This window comes from Streptomyces sp. NBC_01237, assembly GCF_035917275.1.
GTDB lineage: Bacteria > Actinomycetota > Actinomycetes > Streptomycetales > Streptomycetaceae > Streptomyces.
Window position 1 is genome coordinate 6,343,622 of the sequence record NZ_CP108508.1, and the last position, 23,818, is coordinate 6,367,439.

Genomic DNA, 23,818 nt, shown 5'->3' on the forward strand with positions numbered 1-23,818 from the left:
GCCCTGTCCCGACCTTTCATGACTCGATCCGATCACCATGGGAAAGGGCCCGGGACTCCCTCGTCGGGAGTCCCGGGCCCTGTGAACGGCCGGTGCCGCGCCCTCGGGCCTTCAGCCCCTCACACGCTTTGATCCTCAGGCGGCGAAGTACCGCGACAGCGAGTCCCGCTCGTCCAGTTCCACGAGGTCGGGACGGGTGTACCGCTCGGCGCGGGCGTGGTAGTCGAAGTCGCCCCGTACGAGCCCCCGGTAGTCCTGTACACAGCGTTCCAGCGCGGCCCGGGTTCCTCCGCCGATGTCCGCCGCGTCGATTTCCTCGGCCAGTTCCTTTTCCGCCCGCTGCACCCGCTCGACGATCCGGGCAAGCTGAATCCCGGCCTCGTCCACGGCTTCCTGGAGGCTGGTTCCCCGGTCCCGCTGGATGAGCCGTACGGCGTTGTGCTCGTAGCCGAGGGCGGCCTCCTTCTCGAACGAGCAGATGTCGTTGCACAGCCCGGAGTGATCGGTCACCGCGTTGCGCAGGGCGATGTAGGCGGGCAGGCTCCGGGCGGAGTCCGGGAGGTCGATCCCGGCGGCGATCTCGTGGAGGCACAGGAAGGGCTGCATGGCCACCGAGTCCCGGCGGTGCTTCACGAAGTCGGCCCGGCTCGGGACCTGTCCGGCGGCCCGCTCGACCGCCTCGGCGTAGTACGTCCACAGCCAGGCGACGGTGTCCCGGCGGAACTGCCGTACCCAGCGCGGCGACCGGTCCCGGCAGGTCCGCTCGCGCAGTCCGTCCAGGGCGTGTTCCATGCGCCCCACCGGTACGGCTCCGTCGAACACGTCGACGAGCCGGGCGATCGCCTCCTCGCACATCCGGGGATCGCGCCCGGCCGGACCGTCGTCGAACTCGTCGTCCACCAGGAACGCCCAGAACAGCCATTGGCAGAAGAGGTCGAGATGGCGCTGGGAGGCGCGGGGGAAAATGAGGGAAATCCAGAGTTCGGGGCGCGTCCGGATCATCTTCTTCCGGGCGGGTGGGGAAAGGAACAGGCCATGGGATTCCGCCCACTCCCAGGCGGCTCTCCTGGTTTCCGCGATGCCCGGATTGCACCCTGCGCTCTCGAACGGCATATGAAACGTCGGTAAAGCGATCTGGCTCATTTGTAGCCCCTCTGCGGAACGGTACGGAAGAACGGTGAGAGCGGGGAATATCTCGTGATCGCGCATGGGGCCGGTCCGGTGGAGTGCGGACGCCCGGCGCCCGCCACTCGTGGCCAAAGGGTCACTGTCCGAGGTGAGGCGGTCATCGCTGTCCTCTTTCCTCCGCCGGAGCCCGGGCATCGGAGCCGGATCCGCAAGCCGATGGGGGCCGACCGCGTCACCATGCGTGACCCCCAGTCAACCCCTTGTGGGTGATTGTGGGAAGCCTATATGTGACCGAAATCGCTTCATCGTCGCGAACGCCTGAACGTCTCTGAGCGGTTGGTGAACTGCCGGGACGCGCCAGGCCGCCCGTGACGGGTGGGCCCACGAGCCGGTCCGGCGGGCCCGTGGCTCACCGCTCCGGCGGGCCCCTGACCGGCCGGTCACCCGTGTTAGGGTCCTGCGCATGTCTACGTTGTTCGGTTGGTATCGGCGCTTTACGCCGGCTCCGGGTGGAGCCGGTGGTCACATGCGCTGACCACCGACCAATCATCCGGAGCCAGCAGGGCAGAGACGATCCGTCTCTGCCTTTTCGTCGTTGAGGCGGCTGGTAGCGGGTGACGCGGACGTAGCACCGCAGGACCGGGACCCTGCCTCGACACAGAGACAGGATCACCCCATGACCACGCCCACCACGGGCCCCCTGCGCACCAATGACCTGCGCGTCACCGGATTCCAGCCCCTGATCGCCCCGTCCGTCCTGCTCGACGACCTGCCGTTGGGCCCCACCCGCGCGGCTCTGGTCCAGGACAGCCGGCGCGCCGTCGAGAACGTGCTCACCGGGGAGGACGACCGCCTGCTGCTGGTCGTCGGCCCCTGCTCCGTCCACGACCCGGCCGCCGCCCGGGACTACGCCCGCCGCCTCGCCGCGGCCGTCGCCCCGCTCCACGAGGACCTGTGCGTCGTGATGCGGGTGTACTTCGAGAAGCCCCGTACGACGCTCGGATGGAAGGGGCTCATCAACGACCCCCACCTGGACGGGACGCACGACGTCCAGCACGGGCTGCGGATCGCCCGCCAGGTGCTGCTCGATGTGCTCGACACCGGACTCCCGGTGGGCTGCGAGTTCCTGGAGCCGACCAGCCCGCAGTACATCGCGGACGCGGTGACCTGGGGAGCGATCGGCGCGCGTACGCCGGAGAGCCAGGTGCACCGCCAGCTCGCCTCGGGCCTGTCGATGCCCGTCGGCTTCAAGAACGCGACCGACGGCGCGGTGCAGCCCGCCGTCGACGGATGCCGGGCGGCGGCGGGCGACCATGTCTTCTTCGGCGTGGACGAACAGGGCAACGGCTCCATCGTCTCCACGAGCGGCAACCCCGACTGCCACGTCATCCTGCGCGGCGGGCGCGGCGGCCCCAACTACGGCCCCGAGGACATCCGCGACGCCCTGGAGCTGCTGGCCAGGGCGGGCATGCCCGAGCAGCTGGTCATCGACGCCAGCCACGCCAACAGCGGCAAGGACCACCACCGGCAGGCGGAGGTCGTCGGCGAGATCGCCGACCGGATCGCCGGGGGCGAGGAAGGGATCGCCGGGCTGATGGTGGAGAGCTTCCTGCGCGAGGGACGTCAGGAGCCGGGCCCCCTCGACACGCTCACCTACGGGCAGAGCGTGACGGACGCCTGCATCGGATGGGAGCGGACGGAGGAGCTGCTGGGCGAGCTGGCGTCGGCGGTGCGCCGGCGCCGGGAGGCACGGCGCACGCCCGCCGGATAGGACCCGGCCGGGCGTGCGGGGCCGGGCCGCCGGCTCGCCGAGCGGTCACAGGGTGACGGGCAGGGCCCGGAACCCGTTCGAGATGAACGACTCCAGGGGCACCAGGTCCCGCGGTTCCCCGGCGAGCGACAGGCCGGGGAACCGTTCGAAGAGGGCCGGCAGGGCGATGCGCGCTTCGAGGCGGGCGAGGGGCGCGCCCAGGCACATGTGCACACCGTGGCCGAACGCCAGATGCCCGTGGGCGGGCCGGGTGATGTCGAAGCCGTCGGCGTCCTCGCCGTGCTGATCCGGGTCCCGGCCCGCCGCCGCGTAGGCGGGCAGGATCGCCTCGCCCCTGGCGATCGTCCGGCCGTCGGGGAGCGGGATGTCGTCCACGGCGAAGCGCAGGGGCAGGCTGGCCACGCTCGGCGCCCAGCGCAGGGTCTCCTCGACCACATCGCTCCAGGACGCCTGGCCCGCGGTGACGAGACGGAGCTGCTCGGGATGGCTGAGCAGGGCGTGCACGGCGTTGCCGATGAGATTCACGGTGGTCTCGAACCCGGCGGAGATCACCAGCCACAGGGTGTGCAGCAACTCCTCCTCGCTCAGCCGGGTTCCGTCCTCGTCCCGGGCGGCGATCAGCACACTGGTCATGTCGTCGCCGGGGTCGGGGCGCTTGAGCGCGACCAGTTCGCTCAGCACCTCCTGGATCTCCTGCCAGGTGGACGCGGCCTCCTCCGGACCGATGTCGGTGTCGAAGATGCGGGCGATGACCGCCGCGGTACGGGGCCGCAGCCCTTCGGGGATCCCGAACAGCCGGCACATGACCTGCATCGGCAGCGGGTGCGCGTAACGGGCGCGCAGATCCACCGTCCGGCCGGCCGGCTCGGCGGCCATGGAGTCGAGCAGCCGCCCGGCCACCTTCTCGATGTCACCGGCCAGCTCCTCGGTGCGGCGGGCGGTGAACGCCGGGGCGACGAGTTTGCGCAGCCGCCGGTGGTCCTCCCCGTACGCCGTGAACATGTTGACCACGCCGAGCCAGGTGTGCAGCCAGGAATCGGGGGTGACCTCCCCCCGCTGCCAGGTGGGCCAGTGCGCGCGGGGGTCCTTGCTCACCCGGTCGTCGGTGAGGAGCCGCTTGATCAGCGAGTGATGGCTGACGGCCCAGGCGGTGACCCCGCCGGGCAGGGTCACGGGAGTCGCGGGTCCGGCCGCGCGGAGCCGTGCGCCCTCGCCGGGAATGTCGCTCCCGGCCGGGTCGATGGCGAAGGGCACGTCCACGGTACGGCTCCTGTACTGGTCGTGGGGGGACCGGGGATGGGGTGACGGGCGGAACGGTGAGGGACGCCCGCCGGTAACAGGCCGTCCATGATCAGGCTACTGATCAGCCGCCTTCCGGTCCTTGATCGAGGGCGCATTGAGCACGATGGAAGACGTGCCCCCCTCGGCCCGCCGACGGGTACCGCGGGGCGTCGCGCCGGAGCCGCGTCGGCTTCCGCGGGCGTCCGGAGAGCGCCGGAGGTCCGGTCCGCGTACATCGGGGCCGATGAGCGGGTATCGGCCACTTGCCCCATTCGGCGGCCGGGTGACCGCCGTGGAGCCGTCCGCGGGCCGCCGGGGATATCCAGCCGAACTCGCGCTGCGCCCGGACCATGACGGTGTTGCCGTGACGGATGCGGATGTCCGGGTCGGGGGACCGGGAGGCACGCCCGCCCCGGCTCGCCCGTGGTACTTCTACCCCGAAAAGCACGACCGAACGGAGGGGTCGCGAATTCCCCGCCGGCGGTGTGCCGGGGGTCGTTCAAAGGGGTCCGGCGGGCAGGCGCCACGCGGTATTCGGGGTGCGCGGCGACCGGGCCGCTCCGGCGGCGGCCGCGGCCCCGGACGAGTGCGGCGGCACCGTCCCGGAGAGGCGCCGGCCCTTCCGGGGCCTGCTCCGGCACGGCTTCCGCCCCGCCCCCGGGCGGCCGGGCGGGACGTGCCGCGCACGGCCCCGGCCTCATGTCCGCGAAGTGGTACGGGCCAGGAATGGCCGCGGTCCGGGGTCCGGTTCCGTCAAAGGAAGTGGTCCGAAGGGCAGTGGCGGCGCCGATAGGAAACATGCGGCAGAGTATTTTCCGAAAATGCCCCTGGACTATTCGATGAGCGAGACCTGGCCACCCGGATCTCCGGACTTTTAGGGCAGCTTCTGTCCTGTATCGCATTTCCGGACGTGTTCGGGGGGCTCCGTCATCTGTCCGGACCGGTGTACAACCTGGCTTGATGTGATCGCATCGCGGCGAATCTCCCTACATAAAAAACCAGCGGGATGGTTTTCTAGTGGGGCGGATGCTTCTCCTGGGGGGTGCCGCAGGTTCGGGGGAGCCACCTCGCTTCACCGCCGGCCTTGTCCAGAGAGACCGATCGACGAGTGGAGACGTTCATGAGGTTCAGCCTGCTCGGTTCCTTCGAGATCACCACCGGAGCCGGAGCGCCGTGCACCCTGCGATCCCCGAAGGTGCGGCAGGTCCTGGCGCTGCTGCTCGCCCGCGCGAACGAAGTCGTGCCGGTGGACGCGCTGATACAGGAGCTGTGGGGCGACTCTCCGCCGCGCAGCGCACTGACGACTCTTCAGACGTACGTGTACCACGCGCGAAAGGCGTTCGCCCAGGAAGGTCTCGCGACAGCCGACAGGCCCCTCCTGGTCACCTGCCCGCCCGGCTACCGCATGGAGGTGGAGAGCGGCGAGGTGGACGTCGCCGTGTTCGAGGAGCGCATCAGGGAGGCGCGCAACAAGCTCCGTGAGGGTGACGACGAGTCGGCGCTGCGCCTGCTCACCGATGCCCTGGGGATGTGGCGGGGCAGAGTCCTCGCCGATGTCCTCGCGGGTGATGTGCTCACCTCGCACATCGCCTATCTGGAAGAGCTGCGGCTGCGCACCATCGAACTGCGCATCGAGGCCAGCATCCGGCTGGGCCACCGGCGCGAACTCGTCGCGGAGCTCTACGCCCTGGTCAAGGACCACCCGCTCAACGAGTGGTTCCACGGCCAGCTCATCTCCATACTCGGCCTCTCGGGACGCCGCGGCGAAGCACTTGAGGCGTACCGGAACCTGCGGCAACTGCTCAACGACGAGCTCGGACTCGACCCGTCGCCCGAGCTCCAGCGGCTCCAGCAGGAAGTACTCAACCCGTCACAGAGCGAACTGTCCCCGTTCATGTTCCGAGGGCTCGTCGCCGTCGGCTGAGCTGTGCGCGGACTTCGAGTGACGTGCGAGCGAGATGTCATGTGGTCTGCGGACCATGGGCGAACGGGCGGGGGACCCGCCGAAATCCGCCCTCTGGGAGGCTTGTCATGTTCGGACGCATGTCGGAGTTCCACGCCTGGTTCGCGGAGCGGCAACGAGCGCAAACGTGCCGGGTGACCCCGGCGCCCCTCGACGCCCTGGACGGTTGGGAGGCCGACCGGGGCGCGAGCCTGATCCGCCACCGCACCGGACGGTTCTTCACGGTGGAGGGCCTGGAGGTCAGTACGGGAAACGGTGAGGGCACCTCCTGGGCTCAGCCCATCATCAATCAACCGGAATCCGGAATTCTAGGAATCCTGGTCAAGCGGTTCGGCGGCGTTCCGCATTACCTTCTCCAGGCGAAGATGGAGCCGGGCAACATCAATGTCCTGCAGCTGTCGCCCACCGTCCAGGCCACCCACAGCAACTACACCGGAGTTCACCGGGGAACGGCGGTTCCGTACCTGGAATACTTCCTCGCTCCTCGGCGCGGGAAAGTCCTCTTCGACGCACTTCAGTCGGAACAGGGAGCCTGGTTCCTGCGCAAGAGAAACCGCAACATGATCATAGAGGTCGCTGAAGACGTTCCCCTGCTCGACCGGTTCTGCTGGCTTACCCGGGAACAGATCGGCGAGCTACTGCGCTGTGAAAACCTGGTGAACATGGATACCCGTACCGTGCTGTCCGGACTTCCCCTGCCGGTAAACCCCGATGAACCCGGTGCGCACTCCACCGCGGAAATTCTCAGCTGGTTCACCGAGGCGAAGGCGGGGCGCCGGCTGGAGCGTTCCCGGGTACCCCTGGACAGCATCAAGGACTGGGTCCGGGAGGAAGGGCGCATCGTCCACACGAGCGGCCGCTACTTCTCGGTGATGGGCGTGGATGTGGAAGCGGGCGACCGGGAAGTCGCCCGGTGGTCGCAGCCGATGATCGCCCCCGTCGGCCGAGGCCTCATCGCCTTCCTGACGAGGACGATCCAGGGAGTGCCGCACCTCCTGATCCAGGCGTGCACCGAGGCGGGTACCCGCGACGTGGTCGAGGTCGGCCCCACCGTGCAGTGCAATCCCGGCAACTTCGCCCAGGAGCCCGCCGCATCGTGGCCGCGGTTCCTCGGCTCCGTCCTGTCGGCCCCGCCGTCCCGGATCCGTCTGGACGTGGTGCACTCGGAAGAGGGCGGACGCTTCTATCACGCCGAGAACCGGTACGCCGTGGTCGAGGCGGGTGACGACTTCCCCGACACGGTGCCGGACGGCTTCATATGGGCGACGGTCGGCCAGCTGACCGAGCTGGCGCGGCTCGGCAACGTCGTCAACGTGGAAGCGCGCAACCTCCTCGCCTCCCTGCGGTTGATCCCGTGATCCGCCTCGGCCTGATGGGCTGCGCCGACATCGCACTGCGGCGGATGATCCCCGCCGTCGCCGCGACCGAGGGTATCGAACTGGCCGCGGTGGCCAGCCGCAACCCGGACACCGCCCGCTTCGTCGCCCAGTGCGCCGACGCCGAGCCGGTCGACGACTACCGCGCGCTGCTGGAGCGCCCGGACATCGACGCCGTCTACATCCCGCTGCCGCCGGTGATGCACGCCGAGTGGATCGGCCGGTCGCTGCGCGCGGGCAAGCACGTCCTGGCGGAGAAACCACTGACCATCAGCTACGAGACGACCAGCGAGATGGTCGCGCTGGCGCGTGCCTCGCACCTGGTGCTGCGGGAGAACTACATGTTCCTCCACCACGGCCAGCACCGGCGGGTGCGGGAGCTGCTGGACGAGGGAGCCATCGGGGACCTGCGCTCCTTCTCCGCCTCCTTCGCCATCCCCGCACGCCCCCCGCAGGACATCCGGCTGCGGCCGGAGCTCGGCGGCGGTGCGCTGTTCGACGTGTGCGGCTATCCGCTGCGAGCGGCACAACTGCTGCTGGGATCCGATCTGAAGCTCCTGGGCTCCGGCCTGCGCCTCGATCCCCGGCAGCGGGTCGACATCGGGGGCAGCGCCCTGCTGCGCCGGGCGGACGGGGTGACCGCCCAGCTGACGTTCGGCATGGACCATCAGTACACGTCCGAGTACGAGCTGGTGGGCAGCGCCGGGCGGATCAGTCTGCGGCACGCCTTCACCCCGCCCGTGGACCACCGGCCGGTCCTGCGCATCGAGCGGGGGACCTGCCAGGAGGAGCTCGTGCTGCAACAGGAGGACCAGTACGCGGCGGCCGTCGCCGCCTTCGTACAGGACATCGCCGGAAACAACACGGCGGTGGACCCGGCGACGGTCAGACAGGCCGGGTTCATCGCGGCGATCCGCCGGACGGCCGACCGCTCGTGCGGCTGCGCTTCCTGAACGGCGACGGCTCCCCCCGCACCTGCCACGTCAGGTGCGGGGGGAGCCGTTTCTCGCCGGTCCGGGGAGGTCTCAGGAGTTCTTCGAGGTGAAATCCCTGATGGACTCCGCCATGTAGTCGATCATCTCCTCGCTCAGGCCGGGATAGACACCGATCCAGAAGGTGTCCGTGGCGACCCTGTCGCTGTTCTCCAGGGAGCCGCTGATGCGGTGGGGGTGGTCGATGTACGCGGGGTGGCGGGTGAGGTTGCCGGCGAAGAACCGGCGGGTACCGATCCTGCGCGCCTCCAGGAAGCTCACCAGCTCCTTGCGCGTGTACCGGGCGTCCTCGGCCACGGTGATGGCGAAGCCGAACCAGCTGGGGTCGCTGTCCGGGGTGGCCACGGGCAGGAGCAGCCCCGGTACGGAGTCCAGGCCCTCCCGCAGCCGCCGCCAGTTGGCACGCCGCGCCGTCCCGAAGTCCGGCAGTTTGCGCAACTGGCTGAGCCCCAGGGCTGCCTGAAGGTCCGTCGACTTCAGGTTGTAGCCGACGTGCGAGAAGATGTACTTGTGGTCGTAGCCGTGCGGCAACGTGCCCATCTGGTAGTCGAACCGCTTGAAGCAGCGGTTGTTCTCACCGGGCTCGCACCAGCAGTCACGGCCCCAGTCCCGCATCGACTCCACGATCCTGGCCAGTGCCAGATTGTCCGTGAGCACACAGCCGCCCTCGCCCATCGCGATGTGATGGGCCGGGTAGAAGCTGGTCGTCGCGATGTCGCCGAAGGTGCCCGTCAGCCTGCCGCGGTAGGTGGAGCCGACCGCGTCGCAGTTGTCCTCGATCAGGAACAGCCCGTGGTCCTCGGCGATGCGCGCGACCTCCTCCACGGCGAAGGGATTGCCCAGCGAGTGGGCGATCATGATGGCCTTCGTACGCGGCCCGATGGCCTCGGTGATCCGCTCCGGGGTGGTGTTGTAGGTTCCCAGCTCCACATCCACGAACACGGGGACCAGCCCGTTCTGGATGATCGGATTCACCGTGGTCGGGAATCCGGCCGCCACGGTGATCACCTCGTCACCGGGGACCAGCCGGCGGTCCTCCAGCTGGGGTGAGGTGAAGGCGGACATCGCGAGCAGGTTCGCCGAGGAACCGGAGTTCGCCAGATGGGCCTTGCGGAGCTTGAAGACCTTCGCGAACTCCCGCTCGAAGGTACGAGAACTCACCCCCGCGGCGATCCGCATGTCCAGGGCGGCCTCCACCAGGGCCATCCGGTCCTCGGCGTCGAACACCGCGCCCGACGGCCATACTTCGGAGACGCCCGGCTCGAACTCCTTCTCGTCACTGCCGTGGTACGCGCGGACCTGTTCCAGGATGCGGGCCTTGGCTTCGTTCACTTCTCATCGCCTCCCAGGGGCGTCGTCACCGAGTCGCTCTCATGCCGTGTACGGCTGCTTCTCGCGCCCCTCGCGCAGCGTCCTGCCCCACCAGGCCAGCTGGTCGAAGAGGACCTCGGCGGCCTTGCCGGTCCCGTCCGGGTCGAGCGGGTGCCCCTCCGCGTCGAACTGCTCCCACATGTTGTGGAAGCTCACGACGTCCCGCAGGGTGACGGCGTGCATCTCCGCGAAGACCTGCCGGAGCTGCTCGACGGCACGCTGTCCGCCGGCCATGCCCCCGTAGGAGACGAACGACACCGGCTTCGCCTGCCAGGCGGTGTACACGTAGTCGATGGCCAGTTTGAGGGACGCGGGATAGCCGTGGTTGTACTCGGGTGTGATCACGACACAGCCGTCGAGCGGCTCGATACGGTCCGCCAGTCCCGGCGTGTCCGCCGGCTCCGGGCGCGCGTCGAGCGTGAGCTTGAGCTCGTCGAGGATCGCCGGCTCCGCGAGATCGATGACGTGGATGTCCAGATCGGTGCGCTTGCGGGCCTCGGCGATGAACCAGTTGGCGATCGTGTCGGCGTACCGCCCGGTGCGGACGCTCCCGATGATGATGCCGATCTTGAGAGGTGCGTCGGACATGGAGAAGGGACCTCACTCTGGGACTCGGAGATGTGGCGGAGCGCCGAGGACGGCACCCCGCCGCGGTGCGGGGGCTCTACGCGTTCGGCGCTACCGACGCGAGCGCCTTCAGGACGGCCAGCTGCTTGGTGTCGCGGGACCGGACGAGTTCCGCGTAGGTCTTGTCGCCGAACGCCTCTTCCGCCTGTGCGACAAGCGTCTCGATGAGGTCGTCGTCCACCCGCGGACGTCCCAGCAGCTCCCAGCCCTGCTCCATGCCGACCGCGCGGCCGGTGAGCCACTTGCGCAGACCCCCCTCGCCGCCCCCCAGGTGGAAGGCGTGGAAGGGACCGATGGTGGACCAGCGCAGCCCGATGGAGTTGGTGACGACCTCGTCCAGTTCCCCGACGGTGACCACTCCCTCGCGTACGAGGTGGATGGACTCCCGCAGCAGGGCGTTCTGCAGCCGGTTGGCCGCGAAGGCGAGGATCTGCTTGCGCAGGACGACGGGAACCCGGCCGACCGAACGGTAGAACTCGACCGCCTCGCGCACCGCCTCCGGATCCGTCTCCTCGCCCGCCACGACCTCGATCAGCGGCACCACATGGGGCGGGTTGAACGGGTGGCCGACGACGAGCCGGCTGCGGTCCGCCATCCGCGCCCCCATGGCATCGGGGCTGAGCATCGAGGTGGAGGAGAGGATCAGCGCACCGGCCGGCGCGGCCTTGCCCACCCGCTCGAACAGCTCCTGCTTCAGCTCCAGATTGTCCGGGGCGTTCTCCACGATGACATCGGCGTCCGCCACCGCCGTCTCCAGATCGGGCTCGAACTCCAGCCGGTCGGCGGAGTCGGCCAGCCGGTCCGCTTCCTCCGGGAGGAAGGGGGCGAAGAGCGCGATGCCCTCCTGGACGATCCGCTCCGCCTCCGGGCGACGGCTGTTGACCCGCACACGCAGCCCGTAGCCGAGGAAGAGCGCGATCCAGCTCAGCCCGATGGTGCCCGCCCCGATCACCGTGACGGTACGGGGCTCCTTGTTCTGTTCACTCATGCGCTTGTCCGACCTCGCCTCATCGCCGGGAGAGCTTGGGAATGACCTGCTCGGCCATCAGCCGCATGGTGGTGGCCGCGTCCTCGTAGCTGAGATGGCCCGAGTGGACACCGAGACTGATGGTGATGTCGTCGCCGAACCACTCGGCGATGTCCTCCAGTTGGGACCTGACCTGATCCGGCGCACCGATGAGGAGCTTCCGGGCGTTCATCTTGTCGTCGAAGTGGGACCGCTTCGTCGCCTCGAACAGCCGCTCGTAGCCCGGGTACGCGGAACTGGTGGTGGTGCCCCAGGACTGCACCGCCTGGTGGATGGCCGCGGTGTTGCGGTCGTCGTCGTGGCGTCCCAGACGGCGTGCCTCCTCGCCGTCGAGGGAGACCACGCACGGGTAGCTGAAGTGGATCTGCTCCGTCCCCGGCTCGTGCCCGGAGGCTGCCCACTCCGCGCGGTAGACGCTCAGCCGGTTCTTCAGTTCCTCGGTGGACATCACATTGGGCACCGTCTGCAGGCTGTGACCCGCCCGGCCCGCCTCGGCGCAGGACTCGGCGCTGCGGGCGGTGGTGACGAAGACGGGGGGATGCGGCTGCTGCAACGGCCGCGGCAGCAGGGTGACCGGGCCGAACTGGTGGAACCGGCCGTCGAACACGACGTCCTCTTCCGTCCAGAGCCGCTTGATGGCCTCCACACCCTCGACGAAGCGGTCCTTGCTCTCGTCGATGGGGACGCCGAACGCCTTGAACTCGTCGGGCAGGAAGGCGCGTCCGAACGCGGCGTCCACCCGGCCGTTGGAGATGTTGTCGAGCATGGCGAGCTTGCCGGCCAGCTTCACCGGGTGCTGGAACGCGGGGATGGTCGCGCTCGTGCCGAGCCGGACGCGGCTGGTGCGGCCCGCCGCCGCGGCCAGGAAGGTGACCGGGTCGGGGCTGTAGCCTCCGTACGAGAAGAAGTAGTGCTCCACCATCTTGACGTGGGCGAAGCCCAGTTCCTCGGCCAGGTCGACCAGCCTGAGGCTCTCGTCGAAGTACTGCTGGGCCGGCTTGTCGGCCGGTCCGACGGTGGGAAAGAAGACGATCCCGAACTTCATGGTGACTCCTCGTCGATCAGTCTTGGGCCGAGCCGTCGTGGCGCAGATTGCGGTGGCGCACCTGCCAGTCCCCGTCCACCACGACCAGGTGGTCCCGGCAGAGCACACTGGCGAAGACGTCCAGCGGGCCGCCGCGCGGCGTGCGCATCGCCAGCGCGTACGTACGGGCGTGCAGGCTGCCGTCGTCCTGCGGGCTGACGTCGAGCATGCTCAGCCAGTGCCGGAAATCGATCTTGTCCCGGTCGAGCCGCTCCTGCCTGGCCCGGCTGGAGAGCCGGATGGCCTCCCTGCCCCGTACCGGCTCGTCCAGCCGGCCGGCCTCCTCGAAGACCGCGTCCTCGGTGAAGGTCCCGGCCCACTCGTCGGGCTTGCCGTCGTCGATGAGGCCCATCTGACGGGCGTAGAACTGCTGCACCTGTGCGTAGACCTCGGCGGACACATAGCCCTTGGGGCCCGCTGCCGTGGTTTCGGCCTGCGTACTCGTCATTCCGGTTGCCTTTCGTCTGTCAGGAGGAGATCGCCCGGGTCAGCTGCTCCGTTGTGCCGCCGGCTCCCGGGCCTGGGCCAGAAGGTGGTCCCCGTAGGCCGTGGCCGCGGGATCGAAGCGGAGTGCCACATGGCTCGCGAGGGTGTGGGCGTCCCGCCAGACGCGCTGGAGGGGGTTCGAGGCGAGCTGCCCGGTGCTGCCGATCGTGCGGTACAGCAGTTCGACGGTGTCGACGAGCTTCTCCACCGCCACGGCGCAGTCCACCGGGTTGCGCAGCGCGTCGGTGGTCGTCGCCGTGCCGGAATCGGCGACGCCGGCGGCCCGTTCCAGCAGCAGCGCGGCCCCGTCGATGCCGGTGGCGGCGCGTGTCAGGGTCAGCCGGGTCAGCGGATCGGCCTCGACGGGCCGGGCACCGGGAGCCGTGTGGCGGGACCAGATCCGCAGCGCGTGCCGTGCCGCGCCCAGCGCGGGGGCGCCGAACAGCAGACCGCTCACCAGCCGCAGCGGCGCCGTGTGACAGGGGGCCGCCGAAACCGTGCTGCGCCCGGCCATCACCAGCCCGCGGGAGAATCCGCGGTGCGCCGGTACGAACACGTCGTCGGCGACCAGGGTGTCGCTGGCGGTGCCGCGCATCCCCACGGCGTCCCAGCTCTCCGCCACCGTGTACTCCCGGCGGGGCAGCGCGAAGAACCATGCCTCCGGGCCGTGCTCGCCGGACGCCGTCGCGCACACCAGCGCCCAGTCGGAGAAGCCCACGCCACTGGTGAACTCCCACCGGCCGCTCAGCCGCCAGCCGCCGTCCGTGCTCGTCGCACTGCCCCGGGGCATCAGGGCGCCCACCACGACGGTGTCCGCGCCCTTGGCCCAGAGGTCCCGCTGTCCCTGCTCGGGCAGATAGGCACCCATCCGCGCGGCGCCCGCGATCACGGACGCGGTCCAGGCCGCCGAGGCGCAGCCCTCGCCGAGCGCGGCGGCGGCGTGCAGCAGATCGCTGGTCCGGCCGGCCACTCCGCCCCACTCCCGGGGGACGAAGTGCCGGGCGAAGCCCGCGTCGAGGATGCCCTCCAGGACGTCCCTGTGCAGCACTCCGTCACGGTCCGCCCCGGCGGCGTGGCGGGTGGCCACGGCCGCGAGCCGCTGCGCCCTGGTCGGCAGATCGGTGGTTGTAGTCGGCTGGCCCGGCATGCGACCCACTTCCTCACTCGTCGTGGCACTGAGGCGTTGCACAAGGTGCCCGCCCCCGATCCAGCCCGGCTGGAGGAGCGCTCGATGCCCGCCGTCGCTCCCGGGCCGCGCGGAAGAGGGGGCGTGACCGCCTCGACACCGGCACGAGGAGCCTTCGAGCGAGGCGCAACAGGGTGGGCCACGGCCAGGTACGACCACCGAGACGAGGAGTCCTGCATGTCGCAGTACGCAGCGAAGAGCGCCGACGAGGTAGGCGAGTACTTCGACGACCGGAACTGGCTCTACGAGCTGTTCGGGACCGCCGCCTTCAATCTGCACATCGGCTGGTTCGACGGTGGGGACGAGGAGACCGAGCCCAAGGACCGGCTGATCGATGTGCTGGCCGAGGCGTGCGGTCTCGGCGAGGGCGACCGGATGCTGGACGTGGGATGCGGCTTCGGCCGTCCCGCCGTCCGGGCCGCGCAGATCAGCGGCGCCCATGTCACCGGGATCAACATCAGCGCGAAGCAGGTCGAGCAGGCGACGACGCTCGCCGCCGAGGCCGGTCTTTCGGACCGGGTGGTCTTCCAGCAGGCCGACGGAATGAACCTGCCCTACCCGGACAACTCCTTCGAGCACGTCTGGGCCGTGGAGTCGGTGATGTACATGTCCGACCGTGAGCAGGCGCTGCGGGAGATCCAGCGGGTGCTGGTGCCCGGCGGTACGTTCGTGCTCTCCGACTACGTGGAGCGCACCGAACTGAGCGCCGAGCAGCGCACGGCGCTGAAGGAGGGCTTCACCGTCGACGCGCTCCCGACCGCCGAGGAGTACCGCACGATGCTCGGTACGGCGGGACTGTCCGTGGAGCGGTTCGAGGACGCGACCGGGCAGCTGCGCATCTCCGCCGCCAGGATTCCCCAGCAGCTGGAGAAGAACGCCCCGGTCATCGCCGAGAAGGCCGGACAGGAGTACGCCGACGAGTTCAAGGCCATGGTCACCAGGGTGGGTGTCCTGGAGCGCGATGTGCTCGGCTACCTGATCGCCGTGGCCAGGAACCCGAAGGCCTGATCCGGCGGTCCGGTGCGAGGGCCCGGCCCGAAGAAGGGGCCGGCGTCCCGATCCATGAGGATCGGGACGCCGGCCCCTTCGGCCGGTCGCCGGTCAGACGACGGTGATCGTGCTCAGGGTGGTCCCCCCGGCGGGGTCCGGGTAGCACTGGGCCTGGCCCCACGCGTTGCTCGGTATGCCGAGGAAGCGGAACGCGTAGCCGGGATTGGTGAACGACGTGCCGCCCACCTTGCTGACGAGCGTGCCGGAGGCGGGAGCGGTCAGAGTGACCTCCAGGTTGGGCAGATCGAGGGTGGTGCTGGTGGTCAGCGGTCCCGCCGTCACCACCGACAGCTCGTGCCCGTTGGCCTTCACCTTCACCTGGGCGGTGCCGAGGCCGTTGCCCCCGGTCAGCTGGTAGCTCTGGATGACCGCGTTCTGCGGGAGCCGGTAGACCAGCTTCACGTCCCGCACCTCCGCGGCGTAGGTCGGGTTCGCGAGGTTGGCGGAGGTGTCGAAGGCGATGGTGAACGTCTGGTTCGGGGAGACCGTGGCGGGTGCGGTCACGTCGAAGCCGCGGGGGCCGGTGTAGGGCTCCCAGGCGCCGGTGCCTTCGGCGCTGCGGCAGAGGTAGGGGACGGTCGTGGTGGTGGCGCCGGCGACGGTCGTCGACATCGTCCACAGGGCGGTGGACGCGGCGGCGGTGGCGAGCAGTCTTCGCGTCCACGTGGCCTTGGAGGTCAGGGAAATGGGCATGGGGTACTCCCGTTCGAGTGCTGGGGTTCGGTGTGATGGGAAGGAAAGTGGAAGGAGGTGACGGCCGGGCGTGGGCGCCGGGCGGTCAGGACAGGTCGCTCAGCCCGGATCGCCGGGCGGCCTCGGAGAAGACCTCGACGGTGTCGGGCAGGGCGTCGATCTGCCGCCGGTATCCGTCGCGTGCCGTCGCCAGACGGTCCTGGGCGGCGGTGTCGTACAGCAGCTCCTCCAGCCGGCCGACGACCGAGGGCTCGTCGAGGATCTCGGCGTGCGCGACCGCGTCCGCGAAGGGATTGCCTGCGTACAGCGGCCGGTAGATGGAGTTCCACCGCAGCGGCCACAGATGGAATTCGGGCAGGGGCAGCGGGAACGCGTCCAGCCATTCCGCCACCTGCCCGGAGACTCCGCCCAGCGCGTCCGTGAGCACCGTGCGGCCGGCGCCGGGCGCCACCTCGATCCCGTTGACCGCGTAGAGACCCGGGACATCGGCGAAGACGGACCGCTCCAGTGCGGGGGAGGGGAGGTGGAAGGCCATCACCCCGTCCGCGGAACGGACCCAGTCGTCGTGTTCCGCGGGGCTGTAGGACGGCACCAGGTGGGTCCGCTCCGGGGGCAGCCGCCGGAACGCCTCCCACTCCGGTCCGAGCAGCAGGAAGTGGGTGCGCTCGGGCAGCTTCCCGAGATAACCGGCGATCAGCTCCGGCACCCGGCTGCCCAGCTCCCTGGTGATCCGGTCGCCCTTGGCCGCGATGATCCGCTGCCAGTCCATGGTGGGGACCACGAGGAGACGTTCGTCGTCGGACAGTCCGAGCGGGCCGCGTATCCGCTCCCGTTCGGCGGCCGGAGCCGGCCCGATCGTCCGGCTCAGCCGGTAGGGCAGGGCCTGGCCGTCACCGGGGGCCGGTTCCGGCCGGGCCACGGGGACCGGCCGCAGATGCGCGGGCATGGACAGGATCCGGTCGTCCGCCCGTACGGGGCGGCCCAGGATCTCCAGCTCGAAGTCGGTGTTCGCCAGCTCGTACAGGTCCAGCGGAATGACCGGCAGGCCGAACTCCTCCACGCACCACGGGTCCGTCCGGTAGGCGTAGGTGAACGCGACCCAGTGCGCGACATAGTCGCTCAGCACGATCGCGTCCGGCCGGAACTCCCCAACGACCCCGCGCAGTACGTCGAGGATGCCGGCGTCCATGGTGGGCGAGACGATCGTGTGGGCGTAGCCCGCGGCCCGCACCTGCTGTTCGTTGTAGGTGTCGACGATGAAGTGACTCTCCACGCCGGCGCTTCGGAGCTGGTTGGCGAGGTCGATACCGACGGTCGCCTCGTGGTGCTCCTTGACCACGGTCGCGAGAAACAACAGCCGCATGACACGCCCCCGTTGACGGTATCGAGGCGGTGTCCGGCCGGTGCCGGCGAACCGCCCTGCTCTGCGGTGCACACCCTGCACACGATGGCTCTAAGCGCGCTGGACGGGGACTGGAGAGTTGGTGGACAGACGTTTGGGAGCGGCCACGAGTAGGAATCGAGCCACGGCGGTCAGGCTGGCCCTGTCCTCTCCGACGACGGGTTTTCGCCACCCCCACCGGGCCCGCCGCGGAGATGTCCCACCGCATGGAAGGTTTTTATGAGCACGGCTGAGATCCGGTCCGCGGGAGAACGCCTTCCCACACTCACGGGGATGCGGTGGCTGGCCGCCCTCTCCGTCTTCGTCTACCACGCCGTCTGGGAGACCTTCCCGGCCCAGCTCTTCGGGGAGTCCGGGGGCCGGCTGGTGAGCAACCTCGGCTGGGTCGGGGTTTCGTTCTTCTTCGTGCTCAGCGGGTTCGTCCTGGCCTGGTCGGCCAAGCCCGGTGACACGGTGCGCCGCTTCTGGCGCCGGCGGCTGCTGAAGATCTACCCCAACCACCTGGTCACACTGGCGGCGGCACTCCTGCTGGCCCTGTGGGCGGGAGCGGAGGTCACCGGGGTGGTACCGGGGGCGCTGCTGATCCAGTCGTGGTGGTCCGACCCCACGATCTCCATGGGCGGCAACCCGGTGAGCTGGTCGCTCTCCTGCGAGCTGCTGTTCTACGCCTCGTTCCCGCTGTGGCGCAGGCTGATCGCCCGGATATCGCCGCACCACCTGTGGTACTGGGCGGCCGGGCTGGCGGCGGTGGTGATCTGTCTGCCGTTCGCGGCCGGGCTGCTGCCGGAGCGCCCGTATCTGCCCTGGGCACCCAACCCCGCCTGGCAGTTCTGGTTCGTCTACGTGTTTCCCCTGACCCGCATGCTCGAGTTCGTCCTCGGCGTCCTGATGGCACGCATCGTGCGGGAGGGCCGCTGGGTGGGGCCGGGTCTGATCGGCGCGACGGTCGCGATGGCGGCGGGCTACGCGCTCTCGCTCTACGTCCCGGTCCTGTTCGTGTTCGCGGCGGCGACCATCGTGCCCCTGGCCCTGCTGATCGGGGCCGGCGCGGTGGCCGACGTACGCGGAACCCCCTCACCCCTGCGCGGCAGAGTGATGGTCCGGCTGGGCGAGATCTCCTTCGCCTTCTACCTGTGGCACCACATGGTGCTGACCCGGCTGACCGGGGCGTTCGAGAAGGAGCAGTGGAGCACCGCGGCGGCCACCGGGGTCGTGGCGCTGTCGCTGCTGGTGACGCTGGTCCTGGCGTGGCTGCTGCACGATCTGGTCGAGCAGCCCGTCATGCGCCGGTTCGGCCGTTCCGCACGAGGGAGGCGCACCCCGCCCGCGGGAGGCACCGGGGGAGAGGCCGCGCCGAAGGACGGCGAACGTCCTGAGCGCGAGTCCGCGGTCCCGCACGGCGGATAGCCGTCCCGACGAAGGGTGCTGCTCCCGGCCATCCGGGCCGGGAGCAGCGCGCGTGTCATTCCGGCCAGTGGATCGACTCGACGCTTCCGTCGGGTGCGAACCTGCGCAGCCGCTGTACATAGAGGTCTTCCTGTTCGATCTCCTTGATCCGCGACATCAGCAGATCCAGATCGTCCTCCGCGGAGAGGTAGCGGCCCGCGAGCGCGTCGTAGGCCCCGGAGGCCAGCTTGGTGACCAGGTCCCCGCTCAGCTCGACGGGAGTCCAGGAGGTATCCGGATACCGGTCGACGAACTGCTCCGTCATCGAGGTACGGACGAGCCCGGGGTTGATGGCGAACGTCCGGACGGCAGCGCCCTGCTCGGCCAGCGCGATGGAGAGCGACTCCGTCAGGCGGACCACGGCGTTCTTGCTCAGGTTGTAGGAGTTCAGCGGCATGGGGATCACCCCGCCGTCGCTGCCGACACTGATGATCCGGCCGCCCCCGGCGGCGAGCATCGCGGGCAGCACGGCCCTGCTGCACACCAGCGTCCCGAAGAGGTTGATCTCCACGGTCCGCCACCACGCGCCGAGGTCCGCCTCCCACAGCGGGGGCTCGTCGGGGGCGTAACCGCCCGCGTTGTTCACCAGCAGGGTCGCCGGGCCGAAGCGCTCGTGGGCCTCGGCGACCGCGCGGCCGACGGCCTGCTCATCGGTGACGTCCGCGACGGCGGTGTGCACCCGTGCGCCACCGGGGTCGGCGAGGGCGGCCGTCCGCTCCAGTTGGGCGTGATCGCGGGCGATCACCGTGACCCGGGCCCCGGCGGAGGCGAGGGCGACGGCGATCTCCCTTCCGATGCCGCGCCCCCCTCCGGTCACCAACGCTGTCTGGTTCGAGAGATCCATGATCGACTCCGGCATCAGGGGACGGGAAGGCGGCGCGTCGGGCGGTGCCTGCCGCCGGATCGCGCGCGGGGCGACTCTCGCCCGTCGGAATCGAGCACCGGTGGAGGCCCGCTCGGGCGGCGCCACGAGCGGGCTTCGAGCCGGCTTCGAGTGAGCCGCGAGAGTCTTCGACGGTCGCTGTCCCGCGACGCCGCACCCGAACGCGGAGAACGGAGTCCGCGATGCCGGTTCGAGGAAGCCTCCACCGCCGTACCGCAGTCTCGGGCCGTCATGAGTCAACGAGCGCGTTCTCCCGATGCGGGGGACGCGCCACGTGAGCGAGGTGCCAGCTTGAAGGGAATCATCCTGGCCGGCGGTAGCGGGACGCGACTGCACCCGATCACCCTCGGTCTCTCGAAGCAACTGCTGCCTGTGTACGACAAGCCGATGATCTACTACCCGCTGTCGGTCCTCATGCTGGCCGGTATCCGGGACATCCTCATCATCAGCACCCCCGAGGACCTGCCGCACTTCCGCAGGCTGCTCGGCGACGGCAACTCCCTCGGAATCGAGCTGAGTTACGCGCAGCAGCCGGAACCGCGCGGGCTGGCCGAGGCGTTCGTCATCGGGGCACGGCACATCGGCTCCGGCCCGGTCGCGCTCGTGCTGGGCGACAACATCTTCCACGGCCCCGGTTTCTCCGGGCTGCTGCGCAGCCATGTGCCGCACACCGACGGGTGTCTGCTGTTCGGCTATCCGGTCAAGGACCCCGAGCGGTACGGGATCGCCGAGGCCGACGAGTTCGGCCGGCTGCTCTCCATCGAGGAGAAGCCGCGGCGTCCGGCGTCCAACCGCGCCATCACCGGGCTGTACTTCTACGACAACGACGTGGTCGCCATCGCCAGGGACCTGCGCCCGTCGGCGCGCGGGGAGCTGGAGATCACCGATGTGAACCGCCACTACCTGGAGCGGGGCAAGGCCGCGCTGGTCGACCTCGGCCGGGGGTTCACCTGGCTGGACACCGGGACGCACGACTCCCTCCTGGAGGCGTCCCAGTACATCCAGATCCTGGAGCGCAGGCAGGGACTGCGCATCGCCTGTATCGAGGAGGTGGCGCTGCGCATGGGATTCATCGACGCGGACCAGTGTCACCGGCTCGGCGTCGGCCTGGCGAAGTCCGGATACGGCCAGTACATCGTGTCCGTGGCCGAGGCGGTACGTGCCGCGGGCGGAGGACGCGGAGAGCGGTCCTCCGAGTACGGGATCAGGGCACTCGCCGTATGAGCCTCCCTGACACCGCCCGCGAACGGCCCGAACCCGCCCGCGAATCAAAGGAATTCGGCATGGCAGACCACGACCGGACCGGAACCCTCCCACGGAGACCCGCCACGCTGCCCGCGCTCACCGGCATGCGGTGGGTGGCGGCCATGCTGGTGTTCGCGACCCACATCTCGCTGTCCTGGATCTTCCCCGGCGAGGGCGTGAACGAGGCGCTGGCGGAGTACGTCTCCACGCTCGGCTTCATCGGAGTGCAGTTCTTCTTCATCCTCAGCGGCTTCGTCCTCACCTGGTCCGCGCGCCCGGGTGACCACTGGCGCGGCTTCTGGCGCCGCCGGATGGTGAAGATCCTCCCCAACCACCTCGTGACCTGGCTGGCCGGCCTGATCCTGATGGCCGGAGCCGGTGTGGCGCTCACCGCCAAGGCGGCGATCCCCAGCCTTCTGCTCATCAAGCCCTGGTTCCCCGACTTCACCGTCGTCGTGGGGATCAACGGGCCGAGCTGGTCGATCGCCGTGGAACTGATCTTCTACCTCTCCTTCCCCTGGCTGCTCGTGCTGGTCAACCGGATACGGCCGGAGCGGCTGTGGCTGTGGGCCGGGATGCTCTTCGCCGGGATCGTGGCGATCCCGTTCATCGCGACCCTGCTGCCCGACAACCCCAGGGTCGATCTCTACGACGTCTCCTGGTGGAAGTACTGGTTCGTCAACTTCCTCCCGCCGAGCCGCGTCTTCGAGTTCGTGATCGGCATGGTGATGGCACGGATCGTGATGACCGGCCGCTACCTCCGGCTGCCGCTGCCGCTCGCCCTTCTCACCGTGGTGCCCGGATACCTGGTCACCCTGTGGCTGCCCAGCCCCTTCGACATGGTCGTTCCCTGCGTCATCCCGCTCGCGCTGGTGGTGGCCAGTGCCGCCACGGCCGATGTGGCGGGCCGGGAGGGCTTCTTCGCCAGCCGCCCGATGGTGTGGCTCGGGGAGATCTCCTTCGCCTTCTACATGGTGCACATGCTGGTCCTCTACTACGGTCCCATGAAGTTCGGTTCCGGCCGCCAGTGGGAGCTGCTCCCGGCGCTCGGCATCGTGGCGCTCTCCTTCGTCATCGCCCTCGGCCTCGCCTGGCTGCTGTACCGGCTCGTCGAGATCCCCGCAATGCTCCGCTGGTCCCGTACGCGCCGCTCACCCGACGCGACGGACGAGCGGCTCCCGCTCGTCGATTCGCACAAGCAGTGAACCGACGGCACCCCCGCCCCCTCGCCGGGGCGCGCATCAAGAAATGTCCGGCCCCCACGGCCGGATACAAGTTGGAGGAGTTCGTATGAAGATGAAAGCCGCAGCGTTCGCAGAGTTCGGGACCGCGGATGTCCTGCGCACGACCGAACTGGACGCGCCGCAGGCCGGTCCCGGCCAGGTGCGGGTGAACGTCAAGGCAGCCGGCGTCATGCCGTACGACCCCGCGGTACGCGCCGGCTGGACCCCGGCCGGGTACACGATGAACTTCCCCGAGATCCCCGGCAATGAGTTCGCCGGAGTCATCGACGAGATCGGCGAGGGAGTCACCGGATTCGCCGTGGGCGACGAGGTGCTCGGCTTCAGCATGCTCAAGTGCTACGCCGAGTACCTGGCCGTCGGCGCCGACCAGATCGTGCGCAAGCCCGCGGGCATGACCTGGGAGGCCGCGGGCGGCTTCCCCGGCAACGCACAGGGCGCCGCGCTCGCCATGGAGGTCCTCGCGGTCGGGGAGGGGGACACCCTGCTCATCCACGGTGCCTCCGGTGGCCTCGGCACCCTCACCATCCAGCTCGCGAAGCGGCTGGGCGCGGCCGCGGTCATCGCGACCGCGAGCGAGCCCAACCACGAGTACCTGCGTTCCCTCGGCGCCATCCCGGTGGCGTACGGGGAAGGCGTCGTGGACCGGGTGCGGGCCGCCGCGCCCCAGGGTGTGGACGCCGCCCTCGACCTGGCCGGCGAGGAGGCCCTGCGCGCCTCGGTCGAGCTGGTCGAGGACCGGAAGCGGATCGGCACCATGGTCGCCTACCACCTCCACGAGGAGCTGGGCGTCCAGGTGGTGCGCGGTGAGCGCACCGCGGAGCGGCTCGCGGGCATGGTGGAGCGTTACGACCGCGGCGAGCTCACGGTCCACCTGCGCGAGGTCTACCCGCTGGACCGGGCGGCCGACGCGCACCGTGACGTCGAGAGCGGCCACGGCCGGGGCAAGGTCGTCATCTCCATCGGCTGAGTCGCCGCGGTGACGTCCGAGAGGTGAGGACGGCAACGGGTGAGGGGATGGCTCCCGCGGGAGCCATCCCCTCATTCCTGCCCTCGGTCGGGTCAGGCCGCGCGGCCGTCCAGGGTGAGGTTGCGGTGGGACACCTTCCATCCGCCGTCCCGCTTCACCAGGACGTCCTCCATGACGACGCTCGCGTGGATGTTCAGCGCGCCGCCGGTCGGCGTGTGCATTGCCAGCGAATAGGCGCGCACATGCAGACTGCCGTCGTCCTGGGGCCGCACGTCGAGCATGCCGAGCCAGTGCCGGAAGAAGTCCAGGCCCTTCTCCACGACCTCGTCGGCACGGGCGAGAACCTGCTTGCGGATGACGTCACGCCCCTGCAGCGCGACACCGGTGATCTGGTCGAACACGGCGTCCTCGGTGAACAGCTCGGCCCACTCCGCGATCCTGGTCTGGTCGAGCAGGCCCAGCTGGCGGACGTAGTACTGCTGTATCTCCGTGTAGAGCTCCGGGGAGACGAAGGCGTCGGCGGTGAAGTTCTTCGGCTGGGTCATCTGAACTGCCTTTCCGGTGAGGGGAACAGAGGGAATCCGTGGTGCGGCCGT

General features: G+C 69.7%; 21 protein-coding genes. 9 read left to right on the forward strand and 12 right to left on the reverse strand.

What is annotated here, in order from left to right:
• Positions 1-135 precede the first annotated feature (135 nt).
• Complete coding sequence (locus tag OG251_RS28350) at positions 136-1,002, reverse strand: terpene synthase family protein (RefSeq protein ID WP_442818383.1); 867 nt, start codon at positions 1,000-1,002, stop codon at positions 136-138.
• An 802-nt stretch (positions 1,003-1,804) separates the two neighbouring features.
• Here OG251_RS28350 and OG251_RS28355 point away from each other — a divergent pair.
• Positions 1,805-2,899, forward strand: a complete 1,095-nt coding sequence (locus OG251_RS28355) for a 3-deoxy-7-phosphoheptulonate synthase (protein WP_326679771.1) — start codon at positions 1,805-1,807, stop codon at positions 2,897-2,899.
• Positions 2,900-2,944: 45 nt separating this feature from the next.
• On the opposite strand, the gene OG251_RS28360 is transcribed toward OG251_RS28355, so the two are convergent.
• Positions 2,945-4,159, reverse strand: coding sequence for a cytochrome P450 family protein (locus OG251_RS28360; protein ID WP_326679772.1), 1,215 nt, complete (start codon positions 4,157-4,159; stop codon positions 2,945-2,947).
• 1,141 nt (positions 4,160-5,300) lie between these two features.
• On the opposite strand from OG251_RS28360, the gene OG251_RS28365 reads away from it, so the two are divergent.
• From OG251_RS28365 to OG251_RS28375, 3 genes are all read left to right on the forward strand, one after another.
• A complete protein-coding gene (locus OG251_RS28365) occupies positions 5,301-6,104 on the forward strand; it encodes an AfsR/SARP family transcriptional regulator (RefSeq protein ID WP_326679773.1) in 804 nt (267 codons plus the stop codon).
• A 107-nt stretch (positions 6,105-6,211) separates the two neighbouring features.
• Positions 6,212-7,501: an NDP-hexose 2,3-dehydratase family protein gene (locus OG251_RS28370; RefSeq protein ID WP_326679774.1), complete on the forward strand. Its 1,290-nt coding sequence runs from the start codon at positions 6,212-6,214 to the stop codon at positions 7,499-7,501.
• Positions 7,498-8,472, forward strand: coding sequence for a Gfo/Idh/MocA family protein (locus tag OG251_RS28375; RefSeq protein ID WP_326679775.1), 975 nt, complete (start codon positions 7,498-7,500; stop codon positions 8,470-8,472). Before OG251_RS28370 ends, OG251_RS28375 begins: the two co-directional genes overlap by 4 nt.
• A gap of 72 nt (positions 8,473-8,544) precedes the next feature.
• Here the strand turns inward: OG251_RS28375 and rfbH are convergent, their stop codons facing one another.
• The 6 genes from rfbH to OG251_RS28405 all read right to left on the reverse strand — a co-directional run bounded on the left by rfbH (position 8,545) and on the right by OG251_RS28405 (position 14,253).
• On the reverse strand, positions 8,545-9,843 hold the full coding sequence (gene rfbH, locus OG251_RS28380; RefSeq protein ID WP_326679776.1) for a lipopolysaccharide biosynthesis protein RfbH: 1,299 nt from the start codon (positions 9,841-9,843) through the stop codon (positions 8,545-8,547).
• Positions 9,844-9,882: 39 nt separating this feature from the next.
• On the reverse strand, positions 9,883-10,470 hold the full coding sequence (locus tag OG251_RS28385; RefSeq protein WP_326679777.1) for an NADPH-dependent FMN reductase: 588 nt from the start codon (positions 10,468-10,470) through the stop codon (positions 9,883-9,885).
• A gap of 76 nt (positions 10,471-10,546) precedes the next feature.
• Positions 10,547-11,497, reverse strand: a complete 951-nt coding sequence (locus tag OG251_RS28390) for a 3-hydroxyacyl-CoA dehydrogenase NAD-binding domain-containing protein (protein ID WP_326679778.1) — start codon at positions 11,495-11,497, stop codon at positions 10,547-10,549.
• Between the two features lie 19 nt (positions 11,498-11,516).
• A complete protein-coding gene (locus tag OG251_RS28395; protein WP_326679779.1) occupies positions 11,517-12,581 on the reverse strand; it encodes an LLM class flavin-dependent oxidoreductase in 1,065 nt (354 codons plus the stop codon).
• Between the two features lie 16 nt (positions 12,582-12,597).
• Complete coding sequence (locus OG251_RS28400; protein WP_326679780.1) at positions 12,598-13,068, reverse strand: nuclear transport factor 2 family protein; 471 nt, start codon at positions 13,066-13,068, stop codon at positions 12,598-12,600.
• Between the two features lie 39 nt (positions 13,069-13,107).
• Entirely contained in the window at positions 13,108-14,253 is a 1,146-nt protein-coding gene (locus tag OG251_RS28405) for an acyl-CoA dehydrogenase family protein (RefSeq protein WP_326679781.1), read from the reverse strand.
• 216 nt (positions 14,254-14,469) lie between these two features.
• Between OG251_RS28405 and OG251_RS28410 the strand changes: the two genes are divergently transcribed.
• A complete protein-coding gene (locus tag OG251_RS28410) occupies positions 14,470-15,300 on the forward strand; it encodes an SAM-dependent methyltransferase (protein WP_326679782.1) in 831 nt (276 codons plus the stop codon).
• Positions 15,301-15,393: 93 nt separating this feature from the next.
• Here OG251_RS28410 and OG251_RS28415 read toward each other — a convergent pair whose 3' ends face one another.
• Positions 15,394-16,035: a hypothetical protein gene (locus tag OG251_RS28415; protein ID WP_326679783.1), complete on the reverse strand. Its 642-nt coding sequence runs from the start codon at positions 16,033-16,035 to the stop codon at positions 15,394-15,396.
• 85 nt (positions 16,036-16,120) lie between these two features.
• Positions 16,121-17,398 carry a DUF6365 family protein gene (locus OG251_RS28420; RefSeq protein WP_326679784.1) on the reverse strand — a complete coding sequence of 426 codons (1,278 nt, stop codon included), beginning with the start codon at positions 17,396-17,398 and terminating at the stop codon, positions 16,121-16,123.
• A gap of 258 nt (positions 17,399-17,656) precedes the next feature.
• Here OG251_RS28420 and OG251_RS28425 point away from each other — a divergent pair, with 258 nt between their 5' ends.
• Entirely contained in the window at positions 17,657-18,844 is a 1,188-nt protein-coding gene (locus OG251_RS28425) for an acyltransferase family protein (protein WP_326679785.1), read from the forward strand.
• A gap of 55 nt (positions 18,845-18,899) precedes the next feature.
• Here OG251_RS28425 and OG251_RS28430 read toward each other — a convergent pair whose 3' ends face one another.
• Positions 18,900-19,727 carry an SDR family NAD(P)-dependent oxidoreductase gene (locus OG251_RS28430; protein ID WP_326679786.1) on the reverse strand — a complete coding sequence of 276 codons (828 nt, stop codon included), beginning with the start codon at positions 19,725-19,727 and terminating at the stop codon, positions 18,900-18,902.
• Between the two features lie 330 nt (positions 19,728-20,057).
• On the opposite strand from OG251_RS28430, the gene rfbA reads away from it, so the two are divergent.
• The 3 genes from rfbA (at position 20,058) to OG251_RS28445 (ending at position 23,222) form a co-directional block, all read left to right on the forward strand.
• Positions 20,058-20,990 carry a glucose-1-phosphate thymidylyltransferase RfbA gene (gene rfbA / locus OG251_RS28435; RefSeq protein ID WP_326679787.1) on the forward strand — a complete coding sequence of 311 codons (933 nt, stop codon included), beginning with the start codon at positions 20,058-20,060 and terminating at the stop codon, positions 20,988-20,990.
• Between the two features lie 59 nt (positions 20,991-21,049).
• Positions 21,050-22,216 carry an acyltransferase family protein gene (locus OG251_RS28440; protein ID WP_326679788.1) on the forward strand — a complete coding sequence of 389 codons (1,167 nt, stop codon included), beginning with the start codon at positions 21,050-21,052 and terminating at the stop codon, positions 22,214-22,216.
• Between the two features lie 85 nt (positions 22,217-22,301).
• Positions 22,302-23,222 carry an NADP-dependent oxidoreductase gene (locus OG251_RS28445; RefSeq protein ID WP_326679789.1) on the forward strand — a complete coding sequence of 307 codons (921 nt, stop codon included), beginning with the start codon at positions 22,302-22,304 and terminating at the stop codon, positions 23,220-23,222.
• Between the two features lie 92 nt (positions 23,223-23,314).
• Here OG251_RS28445 and OG251_RS28450 read toward each other — a convergent pair whose 3' ends face one another.
• Positions 23,315-23,767 carry a nuclear transport factor 2 family protein gene (locus OG251_RS28450; protein ID WP_326679790.1) on the reverse strand — a complete coding sequence of 151 codons (453 nt, stop codon included), beginning with the start codon at positions 23,765-23,767 and terminating at the stop codon, positions 23,315-23,317.
• Positions 23,768-23,818 lie beyond the last annotated feature (51 nt).

Bases quoted from the DNA above. Each gene is read 5' to 3' on its own strand.
- OG251_RS28370 (WP_326679774.1), top strand. From the start codon at position 6,212: ATGTTCGGACGCATGTCGGAGTTCCACGCCTGGTTCGCGGAGCGGCAA.
- OG251_RS28415 (WP_326679783.1), bottom strand. From the start codon at position 16,035: ATGCCCATTTCCCTGACCTCCAAGGCCACGTGGACGCGAAGACTGCTC.
- OG251_RS28420 (WP_326679784.1), bottom strand. From the start codon at position 17,398: ATGCGGCTGTTGTTTCTCGCGACCGTGGTCAAGGAGCACCACGAGGCG.
- OG251_RS28395 (WP_326679779.1), bottom strand. From the start codon at position 12,581: ATGAAGTTCGGGATCGTCTTCTTTCCCACCGTCGGACCGGCCGACAAG.
- OG251_RS28355 (WP_326679771.1), top strand. From the start codon at position 1,805: ATGACCACGCCCACCACGGGCCCCCTGCGCACCAATGACCTGCGCGTC.
- OG251_RS28365 (WP_326679773.1), top strand. From the start codon at position 5,301: ATGAGGTTCAGCCTGCTCGGTTCCTTCGAGATCACCACCGGAGCCGGA.
- OG251_RS28445 (WP_326679789.1), top strand. From the start codon at position 22,302: ATGAAGATGAAAGCCGCAGCGTTCGCAGAGTTCGGGACCGCGGATGTC.
- OG251_RS28390 (WP_326679778.1), bottom strand. From the start codon at position 11,497: ATGAGTGAACAGAACAAGGAGCCCCGTACCGTCACGGTGATCGGGGCG.
- OG251_RS28440 (WP_326679788.1), top strand. From the start codon at position 21,050: ATGGCAGACCACGACCGGACCGGAACCCTCCCACGGAGACCCGCCACG.
- OG251_RS28410 (WP_326679782.1), top strand. From the start codon at position 14,470: ATGTCGCAGTACGCAGCGAAGAGCGCCGACGAGGTAGGCGAGTACTTC.
- OG251_RS28405 (WP_326679781.1), bottom strand. From the start codon at position 14,253: ATGCCGGGCCAGCCGACTACAACCACCGATCTGCCGACCAGGGCGCAG.
- OG251_RS28450 (WP_326679790.1), bottom strand. From the start codon at position 23,767: ATGACCCAGCCGAAGAACTTCACCGCCGACGCCTTCGTCTCCCCGGAG.
- OG251_RS28400 (WP_326679780.1), bottom strand. From the start codon at position 13,068: ATGACGAGTACGCAGGCCGAAACCACGGCAGCGGGCCCCAAGGGCTAT.
- OG251_RS28385 (WP_326679777.1), bottom strand. From the start codon at position 10,470: ATGTCCGACGCACCTCTCAAGATCGGCATCATCATCGGGAGCGTCCGC.
- OG251_RS28430 (WP_326679786.1), bottom strand. From the start codon at position 19,727: ATGGATCTCTCGAACCAGACAGCGTTGGTGACCGGAGGGGGGCGCGGC.
- OG251_RS28425 (WP_326679785.1), top strand. From the start codon at position 17,657: ATGAGCACGGCTGAGATCCGGTCCGCGGGAGAACGCCTTCCCACACTC.
- OG251_RS28350 (WP_442818383.1), bottom strand. From the start codon at position 1,002: ATGATCCGGACGCGCCCCGAACTCTGGATTTCCCTCATTTTCCCCCGC.